15 protein-coding genes and 2 tRNA genes are annotated in these 14,770 nt (G+C 35.2%); 3 read left to right on the plus strand and 14 right to left on the minus strand.

Going from position 1 to position 14,770, the window contains the following annotated elements; genetic code table 11:
* The first annotated feature begins 1 nt into the window (after window position 1).
* The 3 genes from FV185_RS03820 to FV185_RS03830 are packed head-to-tail and all read left to right on the plus strand — an operon-like array spanning window position 2 to window position 3,385.
* A complete protein-coding gene (locus FV185_RS03820; protein ID WP_067493697.1) occupies window positions 2-1,627 on the plus strand; it encodes a GMC family oxidoreductase in 1,626 nt (541 codons plus the stop codon).
* Window positions 1,628-2,371: a hypothetical protein gene (locus FV185_RS03825; RefSeq protein ID WP_067493699.1), complete on the plus strand. Its 744-nt coding sequence runs from the start codon at window positions 1,628-1,630 to the stop codon at window positions 2,369-2,371.
* Between the two features lie 6 nt (window positions 2,372-2,377).
* Window positions 2,378-3,385 carry a PA2778 family cysteine peptidase gene (locus FV185_RS03830; RefSeq protein ID WP_067493701.1) on the plus strand — a complete coding sequence of 336 codons (1,008 nt, stop codon included), beginning with the start codon at window positions 2,378-2,380 and terminating at the stop codon, window positions 3,383-3,385.
* 1 nt (window position 3,386) lies between these two features.
* Here the strand turns inward: FV185_RS03830 and FV185_RS03835 are convergent.
* The 14 genes from FV185_RS03835 to lepA all read right to left on the minus strand — a co-directional run bounded on the left by FV185_RS03835 (window position 3,387) and on the right by lepA (window position 14,750).
* Window positions 3,387-3,460 (minus strand) — tRNA-Cys (locus FV185_RS03835).
* A 27-nt stretch (window positions 3,461-3,487) separates the two neighbouring features.
* Window positions 3,488-3,563: transfer RNA gene (locus FV185_RS03840), tRNA-Gly, on the minus strand.
* Window positions 3,564-3,647: 84 nt separating this feature from the next.
* Complete coding sequence (pgsA, locus tag FV185_RS03845) at window positions 3,648-4,211, minus strand: CDP-diacylglycerol--glycerol-3-phosphate 3-phosphatidyltransferase (RefSeq protein ID WP_067493703.1); 564 nt, start codon at window positions 4,209-4,211, stop codon at window positions 3,648-3,650.
* 10 nt (window positions 4,212-4,221) lie between these two features.
* Window positions 4,222-6,027 (minus strand): excinuclease ABC subunit UvrC, encoded by a 1,806-nt coding sequence (gene uvrC / locus FV185_RS03850; protein WP_067493705.1) that lies wholly within the window; start codon window positions 6,025-6,027, stop codon window positions 4,222-4,224.
* Window positions 6,014-6,652, minus strand: a complete 639-nt coding sequence (locus FV185_RS03855) for a uracil-DNA glycosylase (RefSeq protein ID WP_067493707.1) — start codon at window positions 6,650-6,652, stop codon at window positions 6,014-6,016. The genes uvrC and FV185_RS03855 overlap by 14 nt, the downstream gene beginning before the upstream one ends.
* Window positions 6,642-7,556 carry a cation diffusion facilitator family transporter gene (locus FV185_RS03860; protein WP_067493709.1) on the minus strand — a complete coding sequence of 305 codons (915 nt, stop codon included), beginning with the start codon at window positions 7,554-7,556 and terminating at the stop codon, window positions 6,642-6,644. The genes FV185_RS03855 and FV185_RS03860 overlap by 11 nt, the downstream gene beginning before the upstream one ends.
* A 6-nt stretch (window positions 7,557-7,562) precedes the next feature.
* Entirely contained in the window at window positions 7,563-8,555 is a 993-nt protein-coding gene (gene nagZ / locus FV185_RS03865) for a beta-N-acetylhexosaminidase (protein WP_197457740.1), read from the minus strand.
* 12 nt (window positions 8,556-8,567) lie between these two features.
* Window positions 8,568-8,948 (minus strand): holo-ACP synthase, encoded by a 381-nt coding sequence (gene acpS, locus FV185_RS03870; RefSeq protein WP_067493713.1) that lies wholly within the window; start codon window positions 8,946-8,948, stop codon window positions 8,568-8,570.
* Window positions 8,945-9,676, minus strand: a complete 732-nt coding sequence (gene pdxJ / locus FV185_RS03875; RefSeq protein ID WP_067493715.1) for a pyridoxine 5'-phosphate synthase — start codon at window positions 9,674-9,676, stop codon at window positions 8,945-8,947. Before pdxJ ends, acpS begins: the two co-directional genes overlap by 4 nt.
* Window positions 9,673-10,398, minus strand: a complete 726-nt coding sequence (recO, locus tag FV185_RS03880) for a DNA repair protein RecO (protein WP_067493717.1) — start codon at window positions 10,396-10,398, stop codon at window positions 9,673-9,675. The genes pdxJ and recO overlap by 4 nt, the downstream gene beginning before the upstream one ends.
* A complete protein-coding gene (gene era, locus FV185_RS03885) occupies window positions 10,388-11,293 on the minus strand; it encodes a GTPase Era (protein WP_067493719.1) in 906 nt (301 codons plus the stop codon). Before era ends, recO begins: the two co-directional genes overlap by 11 nt.
* On the minus strand, window positions 11,286-11,978 hold the full coding sequence (gene rnc / locus FV185_RS03890) for a ribonuclease III (RefSeq protein WP_067493721.1): 693 nt from the start codon (window positions 11,976-11,978) through the stop codon (window positions 11,286-11,288). Before rnc ends, era begins: the two co-directional genes overlap by 8 nt.
* Before the next feature lie 6 nt (window positions 11,979-11,984).
* On the minus strand, window positions 11,985-12,956 hold the full coding sequence (lepB, locus tag FV185_RS03895; protein WP_197457741.1) for a signal peptidase I: 972 nt from the start codon (window positions 12,954-12,956) through the stop codon (window positions 11,985-11,987).
* Window positions 12,957-14,750 carry a translation elongation factor 4 gene (gene lepA / locus FV185_RS03900; protein ID WP_067493723.1) on the minus strand — a complete coding sequence of 598 codons (1,794 nt, stop codon included), beginning with the start codon at window positions 14,748-14,750 and terminating at the stop codon, window positions 12,957-12,959.
* Window positions 14,751-14,770: the final 20 nt, after the last annotated feature.

A 14,770-nucleotide genomic window follows, 5' to 3' on the forward strand; every position in this document is an offset into this window, starting at 1 on the left:
CATGCTAAATTATCCAACTCAATTCGATTTTATTGTAATTGGCTCTGGAAGTGCAGGATCTGTAATTGCAAATCGGTTATCAGAGGATGCTAGTTGTAGTGTATTACTCATTGAGGCCGGTAAACATGATAATTATCCCTGGATACATATACCTGTAGGATATCTTTATTGTATAGGTAATCCAAGAACAGACTGGTGTTTTGAAACAGAAAAAGAACAGGGTCTTAATGGTCGCTCAATTCGATATCCGAGAGGAAAAGGTATTGGTGGTAGTTCTCTTATCAATGGTATGATTTACATGAGAGGACAAGAAGCTGACTATGATAACTGGGCAAAGTTAACAGAGGATGATGGTTGGAGGTGGGATAATGTACTACCTTTATTTAAAAAAATTGAAAAATATCACTCTGGTTCTAATCAGTACCATGGTAATAAAGGACCTTGGCGAGTATCTAAACAAAGATTATCTTGGAAAGTGTTGGAAGTGTTCAAAGATGCAGTCATTAATAATGGAATTCCATTTACCAATGACTTTAATACTGGTGATAATTTTGGAGTGGGTTATTTTGATGTCAATCAATTCAGAGGAATGAGATTAAATGCCGGTCAAGCATTTGTAAAGTCGGCAATGTACAGAACCAATCTCACCGTTTCCAGTGAAACTCATGTAAATAGGATTTTGTTTGATCAGAATAAAATTGCAACAGGTATTGAAGTAATAAAAAATAACGAAAAAATCGCATTTACCGCTACGAAAGAAATTATTGTTTGTGCCGGTGCTATCGGCTCTGTCTCTCTTTTAGAACGTTCGGGAATTGGTAAACCAGAAGTCTTAAGTGGATTTAATATACCAGTTATACAAGCACTACCAGAGTTAGGTGAAAATCTTCAAGATCATCTTCAGCTAAGACATGTTTATCGTGTTGAAGGCTTACCGACTTTAAATACAATGGCTAATAATTGGCTTGGTAAGATGCGTATAGGTCTCCAATATCTTTTAACCAGACGCGGACCCATGTCAATGGCTCCCTCTCAATTAGGTGTATTCGCAAAAAGCTCTTCTGATCAACAAAGGGCAAACTTACAATATCATGTCCAACCCTTATCACTAGAAAAGTTTGGTGAACCCCTACATCCCTTTAATGGTTTTACTGCTAGTGTATGTAATTTACAGCCTACCTCTAGAGGGTCAGTTCATATTAGCTCTCCAGATCCATTGGCAAAACCAATTATAAAACCTAATTATTTATCTACCAGTGAAGATCAAACAATTGCTATTCAGTCTGTGAAGTTAACGCGTCAAATTATTCAATCAGATGTGTTTAAATCGTATCAACCCACAGAGATTCTTCCTGGGTCAGTAAATCAAACTGATGAACAAATATTAGAAGGAGCAAGAAATATAGGAACAACTATTTTTCATCCAACATCAACGTGCAGAATGGGTAATAAAAATGATTTAAAGCGATGTGTTGATAGTGAATTTAAATTAAATGGCATTAAAAATGTACGTGTTGTAGATGGAAGTACTATGCCAGTTATTACCTCCGGAAACACCGCCGCACCAATCATGATGATGGCAGAACGTGCCTCATTACTCATTAAACGTGACTATTCTTTAACTTAAATGACACAACTTAGTAAATTAATTATTGATGCACATCATTCGGCTAAACTCATCTCTGCTCCAGAAGAATTAATCCCGACTAGTCTTGAGTCAGCTTATCACACTCAAAATCAACTATTAGATTTGTTAGATGACCATATTGGTGGGTGGAAAGTAGGTACCGGTGATCAAGCCTATCCGGTATTTGCGTCCCTAATACCAAATAAATGGCTGTTCTCTGATGAAACTATAATCGCAAAAGAACTGTGTTCACTAATGGGAATAGAGCTTGAGTATGCATTTAGACTTAAAAATATTGATCAAATAAGTATTAATATATCTCTTGAAGACTTAGAAAAACATATTTCTGATGTCGCTGCTGCCATAGAAATTGTCTCAACGCGATTACAAGGTTGGCCTGATTTACCTACTTATTTAAAGGCTGCTGATTTACAGAGTAATGGTGCTTTAATAATAGGTCCAGCGCAACCATATAGATCTAATTTATTTAACTTTAATGAACCTATTATTTCACTGACAGATAACTTAATTGAAAAATCAACACTTAGAGGGAAGAATCCAGCAGGTGATCCTAGACTATTAATTCCTAAATTTATAGATCAACAAAGACAATTTGGAAGACACATTAATGATGATCATTGGATTACCACAGGTAGTTTGAGCGGAATCTTTTTTGTTGACTATAAAACTAACATTACAGGTACAATTAATGGATTACCTAGTGTTCATTTAAAAGTCGTGTAAATAATTATGTTTTTTAGAATAGTTTTGTTTTTTTCTTACGCACTGTTATTGGTTTTGCTGAGCGCCTGCGCTCCTGTAGAAACTGTAAATACAGATCAACCTAATCAAATTATTGCTAAAAAAAATGAGTCGTTAACTAATAATATTCCTATATTAAAACCAAATAATGTACCTGATAACGCATATATTAAAGGTATTCCATACTATCCAGACACTCGAAACTTCTTTGCACCATCAACATTAGCGTCAACATTAAATTATTATGGTGCAAATGCGCTTGTAAATAAGTTATTACCACGTACTTATATTCCCGCTCAAAAAGGAACGCTGGAATTTGATACGATATTAAGCGCTAGAAAATCTGGTTTTATTGTCTATCCCTTAACAGAAGATATTCAAGATATCTTTTTAGAAATATCACAAAACCATCCTGTTGTAGTAACACTAAAAAACCCAGATAATCCAGATGATTGGTCATTTCACACTGTATACGGTTATGATTTTAGTGATAAAACAATAACATTAACAGATATCACTCGAAACCAAAAAAAGCTATCCATGGATGAGTTTGACCGAGAATGGTCACAAGCACAACATTGGGCTGTAACTATAACTCCCCCAAATATCATTCCGGCTTCTGCTAGAGAAATTGGCTATTTAACAGCAATATCACGAATTGAACCTATTGCACCAACAGCTGCTAAGGACGCTTATCTAAAAACCTTGGAAAGATGGCCTAATAATATTGTTGCATTAATTGGTATTGGTGATATTGCTTATGTACATCGCGATTACAAAGAAGCATTAGTTTATTTTCAGAAAGCAGTTAAAGAAAACCCATCCTCTGGTGATGCTCTAAATAATTTAGCAGAAACTTATTTGGCTCTTCATCAACCCCAACTAGCCTTAGCAACAATACAAAAAGCTGTTAAATTAAAAAGTCATCATCATCGTACTTATTTAATGACACAAAAAAGAGTTGAGAGTTATCTTAGAAAACACAATCAGAAGTGATTGGAGGCGGGGGTCGGAATCGAACCGGCGTAGACGGCTTTGCAGGCCGCTGCATGACCACTCTGCCACCCCGCCTATGAAGGAAATAATTGAGTAAATATTTGGAGCGGGAGACGAGTCTCGAACTCGCGACCTCAACCTTGGCAAGGTTGCGCTCTACCAACTGAGCTACTCCCGCAATAAGACGTAAATGATAAACTGATAGTGTTAATACGTCAATATTTTTAGTAAAAAAACACACAATAAAAAACAAAAAAAACTTTTAAAAACCGACTTTTATCGCGACACGTAAATAATAAAACATCGAGATTAAAGTAAGGAATGCGGCAATTATTATGCATAAAGTACCGATTATATGGCAAGGAATAAAACCTAAGAAAGTTTGGTTATATAGTAAAAATGGTATAGCTAACATTTGGGCAATTGTTTTAACTTTACCTAATGTGGACACAGCAACGTTAGCACTCTTACCAATTTGTGCCATCCATTCTCTTAAAGCGGAAATGGTAATTTCTCTACCAATAATTATTAGTGCAATGATTGAAGAAATTCTTTGCAAATCCACTAAGACAATTAATGCAGCCATTACCATAAGTTTATCGGCAACGGGATCTAAGAAAGCACCGAAGGCAGTTGTCTGATTTAATTTTCTGGCTAAATAACCATCAAATGCATCAGTTATAGCCGCTATGATAAAAATAATAGCCGCTAGTAATCCAGAATGTTCTGAAGTCATCCATGGGTCTGGAAAGTAGACTACAGCAACAAACATGGGTATTAATAACACCCTGATAAAAGTAAGTATATTGGGAACTGTAAATTTCATAATAATTTTCTTAATGTAGATGATTATATATTTTTTTTGCTAGTTCTAGGCCAATTCCCGTAATAGCAGAGATATCATCCACACTGGCACTTTGCAATCCTTTTAATCCACCAAACTGTACCAATAGTTGCTTTCTTCTTTTAGGACCAATTCCTTCAATTTCGTCAAGCACCGAATGCTGTGTTGTTTTACTTCTTTTCATTCTGTGACCAGTAATAGCAAATCGATGGGCTTCATCACGTATTGCTTGTATCAAATGAAAGCCTGGTGATTCCTGTTTTAAGAATAACTCAGTATTGTCTATGGGGAGTATAATTTTCTCAAGTCCAGCCTTTCTTCCCTCCCCTTTGGCAACACCAATAACATAAAGATCAGTAAGATTAAGTGTTGCAAGAATCTCTTTTGCAATATTAAGCTGCCCCTTGCCGCCATCAATAATGAGCAAATCAGGAAGCTGTCCTTGTTCTTTAACGATTCTTGAATAACGTCGCTCTAAAGCTTGAGCCATAGCAGCGTAATCGTCTCCAGGGTTAATATCTTTGATATTAAATTTTCTATAATACTGTTTTGCAGGTGTACCATGATCAAATACAACACATGATGCAACCGTATCCTGGCCTTGAGTATGACTGATATCAAAGCATTCAATACGAATAGGTGAAAAGTCTAAAGATAAGTCGTTTTGTAAACTTTGCAATCGATTTTCTGCAGAACTGATTTGATTTAGTCGATTATTAAGTGAGAATTCTGCATTTTTGAAGGCATTGTTCCACCAAGTTTTTTTCTCACCAATCGGATTATTAATAATTTTAACTTTATGTCCAGCAACTTCACTTAACCACACACTTAAATTATCAATATCTTGTAACTGATTAATGATTATTGTGTCTGGAACTATGTTATTCACATAATGCTGCGTAATAAAGGCTTCATAGATATCATCAATAGAAACTTGATCTGTATTAGACGGATAAAATGTTTTATCGCCAATATGTTTTCCAGATCGAATCATCACCCAATTTACAGTATAGTAAAACTCGCTATGTGCGACTGCAATAATATCAATATCTTCTGTACTGTTTTTTGAGACAGACTGTTTCAGTAATACTTGTTGCATTAAGGCAATTTGATCCCGAATTAATGCAGCCTTCTCAAATTCAAGATTATTCGAATATTCATTCATCTGAAGTCTTAGATCATCTAATACATGTTGTTCATTTCCTGATAAAAAACTTATTGCATTAATAATTTGTTTTTCATATTCCTTTTCAGAGATGTGATTAACACATGGAGCAGAACAACGTTTGATTTGATATAACAAACAAGGCCTAGATCTATGCGCATAAACACTATCATCACAAGTTCTTAACATGAATAGTTTTTGTAAATGTTGAATAACCTCTCTTGCAGCCCATGAGTTTGGATAAGGACCAAAATAATTATTCTTATTATTTGCAGATCCCCGATAAAGTTTTATTTGTGGAAATGCATGACTAGATATTTGAATATAAGGATATGATTTATCGTCTTTGAATAATACATTATATTTCGGTGTATATTGCTTGATAAGGTTTCCCTCAAGCAATAAGGCCTCAGCCTCAGAAGCAGTGATAGTAATCTCAATATGATGAATATGACTCACCATAGCTGCTGTTCTTATGGGTAACTGTGTTTTTTGAAAATATGAAGATACTCGTTTTTTTAGATTTTTAGCTTTTCCAACATAAATAACTTCATTGCTCTCATTACACATCCGATATACCCCAGGTAAATTTGGTAATGATCGAATGAAATTATCTAAATCATTTGTACTCATGGCGCCTATCTAACAATAAGTTAATTTCTTTAAATATAGAATAAAACATATCCTTGGTTAACCGATTGGTTTGCGTATTGTAACGACTACAGTGATAACTACTAATAAGGGTATATTTTTCTTTTAATTGATATACACTGCCGTGTTTAAATGGATACACAGATTTTTTTTCATTAAATACTGTTAATACCGCATCATGTGCAATCTTCCCTAACGCTAAAATTACTTTTAAGGAATGACTGTCTAAAATTTCATGTGCTAAGTATCTATTGCACTCTTTTATTTCTGTTGGCAAGGGCTTATTTTGTGGTGGTAGACACTTAACTGCATTAGTGATTTTTACATTTTGTAGCAACAAACCATCTTTTGTATTAATCGATTCAGAATGATTACAAAATTTAAAGTCATGTAATGTTTGATAAAGTAAAATACCTGCATAATCACCCGTGAATGGCCTACCAGTTCGATTAGCACCATGCATTCCTGGTGCTAGACCTACAATGAGTAATTGAGCATTATCATCTCCAAATGGAGGGACAGGCTGACAAAAATAATCTGGATGGTGTTCTTTCGTTTCTAATAAAAAAGTAGTTAAGCGAGAGCAACGTGTACAGCTAAATACCATTTTCACTCACTTCTGGTTGTAAAGTAACATGAACAATTCCATGTTCACGTTCAAGCATTGCTAATGTACGAGATAAAATCTGTGGCCAATCTGTTAAAGATTTAATTTGAAGATGAGCAGATAATGCCACCATACCTGAAGTTAGCGTCCAAATATGTAAATCATGTACAGAAATAACGCCATCTAAATGAGCAAGTTGATCGCCAACTTGTACGAGTGAAACCCCATCTGGTACCCCTTCCATGAGTACGTGTACAGACTCATTTAAAATTTTTAATGTTGAAAATAGCATAATACCTGCAACAACCAATGAGAGAATTGGGTCAATAGGCATCCAACCTGTCCACCAGATAACAGCACCTGCTATTAATGCTGCAAGGGATCCAAAAAAGTCGCCAATCACATGGATCATTGCAGCACGCGAATTTAAGCCATGCTCCATTTTAGATAAAAATAATGCATTTACAGTATTCATTATCATGCCGATAATAGACACGATTACTACAGTCATTGCATGTACCTGATGGGGTTGAGAGATTCTTAAAATAGCCTCTACAACAATACCTAAAATCACAACTAATAATAATATCCCATTAAATAATGCAGCAAGTACTTCTGCACGTTGTAATCCATAACTGTGTTTTTGGGAGGGGGGACGTTTACCCATCCATACTGCTAAAGAGCCTAAAGCTAAAGATAACGCATCAGAGACCATATGACCTGAATCAGATATCAATGCTAATGAATTAGAAAAATATCCAGCGACGAGTTCCAATACAGCAAAACCTACGGTAAAGATGAGTGCAGAGAGCATAGCCTGTGTGGTTTTAGGTTTATGCGCATGATGTTCATGACCTGCTGGATCATGATGTACATGTGGCTCGTGTTTATGATGCACAATCATTCTTTTTTATATCCATGTTTTAACAAAATCTAAACTATTATTATAATGTTCTTTTGAGACAGAAGATTGACTGCTAACAGCCATCATTTTTTCTAATCTGGTTAAACTTAAAGAATTGATTGATGTATTTTTAAGTCCATCTAGTAGAGCTTCTGTTTCACTTGGTTTATTGCATATCAATACCATATCACACCCAGCTTTAAACGCAGCTTGGGCGCGTTGTGCTGGAGTACCTGTGCTAACAGCACCTTCCATAGCCAGATCATCGCTAAAAATAACACCATCAAAATGAAGCTGATCACGGAGAATAGATTGTAGCCAATAAGAGGAAAAACCTGCAGATTGTTGGTCCACTTGAGAGTAAACAACATGAGCCGGCATTACCGCATCTAAGCCGCTATCAATTAATGCTTTATAAGGCAATACATCCTGATTTATGATTAAGTCAAACTGCCTATCATCTACTGGAAGTGTTAAATGAGAGTCAGCATTAACATAACCATGACCAGGGAAATGTTTACCAACAGAAGGGAATCCACAAAAATGAAGACCTTTAATAAAAAATTGATTTAATAGAGTGACAATCTCAGGCTTTCTATGAAAAGAGCGATTACCAATTACTTCACTATGCCCATAATGAAGATCTAAAACTGGTGTAAACGACAAATTAACACCAATCATTTTTAATTCATACGCTAAAACAACTGCTAGGTGAAATGCTAAATCACATGCTATAGATGAAGATTTATCAAAAAGATCGCCCAAAAAAGACATGGGTGGGAGTGCTGTAAATCCTGTTCTAAATCGCTGTACCCTACCACCCTCATGATCTATAGCAATGATTAAATCATTTTTTACACTTTTACAGTCGTTAATAAGTGATTGGATTTGTTCAATATTTTCAAAGTTTCTTGTAAAGAGTATTATTCCACCTACTAGAGGATTTGCGATCATCTGCTTTTCAGTCGCATCCAATTCAAACCCTTTAATATCAATCATTACCGGTCCCATCTAATCCCTCTCTAAAATTACAAAAGCAATAGCCATATTTTCTTCATCGGTAACTGTTAAATGAGTATGTGTAATTCCTCTACTTTTTACTAATTCTTGTAAAGTTAGTGAAAAATCTAATCGTGGTGCCCCACTTGGATAATGTGTAGTACCTATATTTTTCCATGTTACAGGTGATCGAATACCCGTCCCCATTGCTTTAGAAAAAGCTTCTTTAACTGCAAATCGTTTTGCAAGATATCGCGCTGGTTGTACATGTTTTTTAAAACGATCCATCTCATATTCAGTTAAAATTTTTTCAGCAAATCGATGGCCAAATCTAGTTAAAGCTTGATGTATACGCGATATTTTTACGATATCTGTACCAATACCAATAATCATGATTTATAGGCTGTACTGGTGATAATTTGTTTCATTTCACGCACGGCATTTTCCCAACCTACAAATAGTGCATGGGCAACAATTGCGTGACCAATGTTGAGTTCACTTATACCAGGAATTGAAGCCACAAAATGGGTGTTTTTATAATTTAGACCATGTCCTGCGTTTACACGTAAACCTAGTTGATTACCAAAGGTGACGGCTTGTTTAATTTTTGATAACTCTATTTGTTGTTCTGACTCATGTTCCAGCTCAGCAAATTGCCCCGTATGCAACTCAATAACAGGAGCCCCTGCTTCCTTTGCGGCTTGTATTTGGTTTTTATCAGTATTGATAAATAAAGATACCCTAATACCTTGCTCCCTTAAAATAGCACAAGCTTGTTGTACTTTATCAAAGTGCTTAATCACATCTAAACCACCCTCAGTCGTGATTTCTTGTCTTCTTTCAGGAACGAGACAAACATCATGAGGTTTAGTTTTAACTGCAATATTTAACATCTCATCTGTAACTGCCATTTCAAGATTCATACGTGTAGTTAACACTTCTTTTAGAATTTCTAAGTCACGATCTTGTATGTGTCGTCTGTCTTCTCTTAGATGTAAGGTAATTGCATCAGCTCCTGCGTATTCAGCAAGCAAAGCAGCTTGAACTGGGCTGGGATATTTAGTTCCTCGCGCCTGTCTGATGGTAGCAATATGATCTATATTCACGCCAAGTTGTATCACAATAAAGGTAACTCCTGTAAAACACGTCTTGATTGAAGGTCTTTATCACCTAAGCATTGATTTAACAGAATTCTCATTAACAATTTACTTTCAGTTAATGTTGTCGTGTCTGTAAAATCATTATTACTTAAATCCAATAAAGTTTTCCCAAAAAATTGTACTCGATTTTCACTCCCTGAACGACATTCAATTAATCCCTTTTCAAGATCAAAAATGTATTTCTTGTTTGGCATAATAGGAGTATCAGATTCTCCATCATGGGTTAATAGTGGTGAATACCCTAACTCTTTTAATAGGGTTAATTCGAGTGATCTTAATAATGGTTCAATTTTATCTTTATATGACAAAGATTGAATTGTCCTATAATACTTTTCAAAGAGTAATTGATGCGGGTCATCTCTTGGTAATAGTCTCATTAATAATTCATTAAGATAAAAACCACAATAAATGTATGCTCCAGAAAGCTGCGGAATTCCACCGATCCACTCTGCATTTCTCAATGTTCGTAATTCGTTATTACCAGACCAAGAAATACGCAGTGGTTGAAAAGGCTGTAACAAACCTCTCATTGGCGAGCGTGGTCGTTTTGAACCTTTGGCTATTAACGGAATCTTGCCATAGTTTGTAGTGAAGACTTCAATAATTTGACTTGTCTCACGCCACGGGATGGAATGGAGAACAAAAGCTACTTGGTCATCAATCTTTAAAATACTAGACTTCATATCCAAGCTGTTTCAAGGATGTTTCATTATCAGCCCAACCGGATTTTACTTTTACCCATAATTCAAGATATACCTTTGTGCTTATGAGTTTCTCAATATTAAGACGAGCATGCATACCAATTTCTTTTAATTTATCTCCTTTGTTACCAATAACAATAGCTTTTTGATTTGCATTATTAACCAAAATCGTTGCATATATTCTGGTAAGATTAGGAGTCTCTTCAAATTTATCAATTACCACTGTTGTTGCATAAGGTAATTCATCACCCAAGAATCTAAATAGTTGTTCTCTAATAAACTCTGCAGTTAAAAACTTAATTTGTGCATCCGTTATATCATCCTCAGGGAAAAAGGGAGGTGAATACGGTAATTGATATTTTATTTCATTTAATAAAGAGGCAAATGCTTTATCTTTTTGTGCACTAAGAGGCACTATAGAACTAAATAAATTTAAACTGGTTATTTTTTCTATGAAAGGTAAAAGTAAATGTTTGTCCTTCAATAGATCAATTTTATTAATAATTAAGATAGGTTTTTTGTCTTTTACTTTAGATAAAATTATTTCATCTTCATAAGTCCAATCTAACTTATCAATTACAATAAGAATAACATCAGCATCTATCAACGTATTAGTAACTGATCGGTTCATTGAACGATTTAGAATATTCGTATATTTATTTTGATAACCAGGTGTATCAATAAAAATATATTGACAGTCTTCAGTGGTTAAAAAACCTCTTAAACGATGTCTTGTTGTTTGGGCTTTTCTAGATGTAATACTGATTTTCTGACCGATAAGATGATTAAGTAGCGTTGATTTACCAACATTTGGTCTACCTACAATAGCAATCGAACCACAGCGGTATTGGTCTATATTCGTCATATCATTATTCATTTGTTTTTCCAATTTTTTGTAAGGCTAAATTAGCAGCGTTTTGTTCTGCAATGCGGCGACTTTTCCCAATACCAATAGTGGATATATGTAACTCTTTAATTTGACATTCAATCTTGAACGATTGATCGTGAGCCATACCTGATGTTTCGATCAAAACATATACGGGTAAATGGTAACGCTTTGACTGTAAATATTCTTGTAAAGTTGTTTTAGGGTCTTTTGTTGATGAGTATTTAATTTCAGAAACAATATATTGTTCTAACAAACTGATAACAATGCGGCGGGTATTTTCATAACTTGAATCAAGATAAATTGCCGCAATAACCGCTTCTACGGCATCAGATAAAATGGAGGGACGATTCTGCCCTCCTCCCATTTTTTCTCCAACACCTAATTGAATATAATCTTTAATTCTTAGTGAATCAGCAATTTTAAATAATGAATCTTTATTAACACATTGCGATCTAAGTCGACTTAATTCTCCTTCAGGTAAGTCTGAAAATTTTTGAAAGAGAAACTCTGCGGTAATTAAATTTAAAAGACTGTCACCAAGAAATTCAAGTCTCTCATTATTTTTATTTGAAGCGCTACGATGTGTGAGTGCTTGTACTAATAAATATTTAGAGTTAAATTGGTACCCGAGTAAGTTACAAAAATGATTAAAGTTAGCTTTTAATTTAGCCATTTTTCATTATTGAATTTTCTTACCCATACGTCCAAAGTCACTAAAGTTCATCCAGATCAATACCGCTTTTCCAACTATATTATCTTCAGGTACAAATCCCCAGTAACGGCTGTCTGAGCTTCTATCACGGTTGTCACCCATCATGAAATAGTGTCCTGCTGGCACTTTACATGTAAACCCATCTAAATTATAAGTACAGTTTTGTTTACCATCAAAATTTAACACTTGCGTATTAAATATGGCGGGTTGAGTTGGTACTGTAATAAATTCATGTATATGATTACCAATTTTTTCTCTAAATTGGTCAAACTGAACCATGGTAATATCCTCTTCCATAGAGTTATATACTCCGTCAGTTTTAGTGGGTATTGGTTCGCCATTAATTGTTAGACGTTTGTCCTGGTACGTTACAACATCACCTGGTTTTCCAATAACTCGTTTTATGTAATTTACAGAAGGATCTTCAGGATAATGAAATACCATTACATCACCTCTCTGAGGCTCTTGAATAGGAATAAAGGTGTGATTAGTGAAAGGTAAGCGTAATCCGTAGATAAATTTATTAACGAGTATAAAATCACCAATATGTAACGTTGGAATCATCGATCCTGATGGAATTTTAAACGGTTCATAAAGATAAGATCTAACTACAAATACAGCAAGTATTACTGGAAAAAAGCTTCTGGAAATCTCTACTAATGGTGTTTCAACCTTTGCTTCAGCACTTCTATTTCTAGTTCTCAACCAATGCCATAGTAGTACTAACCCGGTCAAAAATGATGCGGCAAGAAGAATTTCTGAAAAGCCCGTTATTTTTAACAACAAACCAAAACCAGAAACAAATAAAACTAGCCAGGCTGAATGAACAATAAAGTAGATAGGGTCTTCTTTTACTCTATTTCGTTTAGAGAACATATCCCAAATAATTATTGGTATCGAAATAGCCAGACCTGCATACCCAATTTTTACTAAATCCATTTATTTATTCTCCACTTGTAGGATAGCTAAAAATGCTTCTTGAGGAATCTCAACGCTTCCTACTTGCTTCATTCTCTTTTTACCTGCTTTTTGTTTTTCTAACAATTTTCTCTTACGTGTAATATCGCCACCATAGCATTTGGCTAATACATTTTTTCGTAAAGCTTTAATAGTTTCACGTGCAATGATGTGTGAGCCAATGGCAGCTTGAACTGCCACATCAAACATTTGGCGAGGTATTAACTCTCTCATCTTTGCAGCCAGTTCACGTCCTCTATATTGGCTGCTAGAACGGTGTACCACCAGAGAAAGTGCATCAACTTTTTCACTATTTATTAAAATATCGAGTTTTACTAAGTCTGAAGCTCTAAATTCTTTAAATTCGTAGTCTAAGGATGCATAGCCTCTACTAACAGACTTTAGACGATCAAAGAAGTCCATAACGACTTCATTAAGCGGTAATTCATAAGTTAAAATAACCTGTCTGCCGGAGTACTGCATATCAACTTGTACACCTCTTTTTTGATTGCACAATGTGATTACCGGACCCACATAATCCTGGGGTAGTAGAATTGTCGCTGTAATAATGGGTTCGTGAATTTCTCTTACTTTAGAGGGTTCAGGTAATTTTGAGGGGTTCTCAATCTCTTGAACTGTACCATCATTCATTACCACTTGATAAACCACAGTAGGTGCTGTGGTTATTAAGTCCATATTATATTCGCGTTCTAGTCTTTCTTGGACAATATCCATGTGCAATAGACCAAGAAAACCACATCTAAAACCAAATCCTAGTGCTTGAGAGGTTTCAGGTTCATATTGTAATGATGAATCATTTAATCTTAGCTTCTCAAGCGCATCCCTAAGTGCATCATATTGATTGGATTCAACAGGGTATAAACCCGCAAAAACCTGAGGTTTAATCTCTTTAAAACCAGGTAATGGATCTTTCGCAGGGTTTTGAAGCAATGTAATTGTGTCACCTACCTTTGCAGAATCAAGCTCTCTGATGCCTGCAATAATATAACCTACTTGCCCTGCTGAAAGCTGTGACTTAACTTGTGATTTAGGAGTAAAAATACCAACCTGTTCACATAAGTAACTAGCCTGCGTCGACATTAACAGAATTTTATCTTTAGGTTTAAGAATCCCATCAACCAATTTTACTAACATAACCACACCAACATAATTATCAAACCATGAGTCGATAATTAATGCTTTTAATGGAGCATCTGGATTACCTGTTGGTGGAGGGAATCGGTGGATGATTTCTTCTAATACATCAGTAATACCTAGGCCAGTTTTTGCACTTACTTTTACTGCTTCATGTGCATCAATGCCAATAATATCTTCAATTTCACCAATAACCCTTTCAGGTTCTGCAGAAGGTAAATCAATTTTATTCAGTACGGGGAATACTTCAACACCCTGCTCTATTGCGGTATAACAATTTGCTACAGTTTGCGCTTCAACGCCTTGTGAAGCATCAACAACTAAAATTGCTCCCTCACACGCAGCTAATGACCGAGATACTTCATAAGAAAAATCTACATGTCCGGGCGTATCGATTAAGTTTAACTGATAAACTTGTCCATCTTGTGCCTTATATTGAAGTGAGGCGGTTTGAGCTTTAATAGTAATGCCACGTTCTCTTTCTAGATCCATGCTATCAAGAACCTGTGCTTCCATTTCTCTATCTGAAAGGCCACCACAGGTTTGTATAAATCTGTCTGCTAGAGTAGATTTACCATGATCAATATGTGCAATTATTGAAAAATTTCGGATTAAATTCATATGTGCAATTGAGAAGGGAC

It is taken from the genome of Ferrovum sp. PN-J185 (assembly GCF_001581925.1).
Lineage (GTDB): Bacteria > Pseudomonadota > Gammaproteobacteria > Burkholderiales > Ferrovaceae > PN-J185.

What these genes read in the sequence shown, in the direction of transcription:
- rnc (WP_067493721.1), bottom strand. Translation starts at nt 11,978, where the DNA reads ATGGCTAAATTAAAAGCTAACTTTAATCATTTTTGTAACTTACTCGGG.
- lepA (WP_067493723.1), bottom strand. Translation starts at nt 14,750, where the DNA reads ATGAATTTAATCCGAAATTTTTCAATAATTGCACATATTGATCATGGT.
- acpS (WP_067493713.1), bottom strand. Translation starts at nt 8,948, where the DNA reads ATGATTATTGGTATTGGTACAGATATCGTAAAAATATCGCGTATACAT.
- lepB (WP_197457741.1), bottom strand. Translation starts at nt 12,956, where the DNA reads ATGGATTTAGTAAAAATTGGGTATGCAGGTCTGGCTATTTCGATACCA.
- FV185_RS03830 (WP_067493701.1), top strand. Translation starts at nt 2,378, where the DNA reads ATGTTTTTTAGAATAGTTTTGTTTTTTTCTTACGCACTGTTATTGGTT.
- pgsA (WP_067493703.1), bottom strand. Translation starts at nt 4,211, where the DNA reads ATGAAATTTACAGTTCCCAATATACTTACTTTTATCAGGGTGTTATTA.
- nagZ (WP_197457740.1), bottom strand. Translation starts at nt 8,555, where the DNA reads ATGATTGATATTAAAGGGTTTGAATTGGATGCGACTGAAAAGCAGATG.
- FV185_RS03825 (WP_067493699.1), top strand. Translation starts at nt 1,628, where the DNA reads ATGACACAACTTAGTAAATTAATTATTGATGCACATCATTCGGCTAAA.
- FV185_RS03855 (WP_067493707.1), bottom strand. Translation starts at nt 6,652, where the DNA reads ATGGTATTTAGCTGTACACGTTGCTCTCGCTTAACTACTTTTTTATTA.
- uvrC (WP_067493705.1), bottom strand. Translation starts at nt 6,027, where the DNA reads ATGAGTACAAATGATTTAGATAATTTCATTCGATCATTACCAAATTTA.
- era (WP_067493719.1), bottom strand. Translation starts at nt 11,293, where the DNA reads ATGAATAATGATATGACGAATATAGACCAATACCGCTGTGGTTCGATT.
- FV185_RS03860 (WP_067493709.1), bottom strand. Translation starts at nt 7,556, where the DNA reads ATGATTGTGCATCATAAACACGAGCCACATGTACATCATGATCCAGCA.
- recO (WP_067493717.1), bottom strand. Translation starts at nt 10,398, where the DNA reads ATGAAGTCTAGTATTTTAAAGATTGATGACCAAGTAGCTTTTGTTCTC.
- FV185_RS03820 (WP_067493697.1), top strand. Translation starts at nt 2, where the DNA reads ATGCTAAATTATCCAACTCAATTCGATTTTATTGTAATTGGCTCTGGA.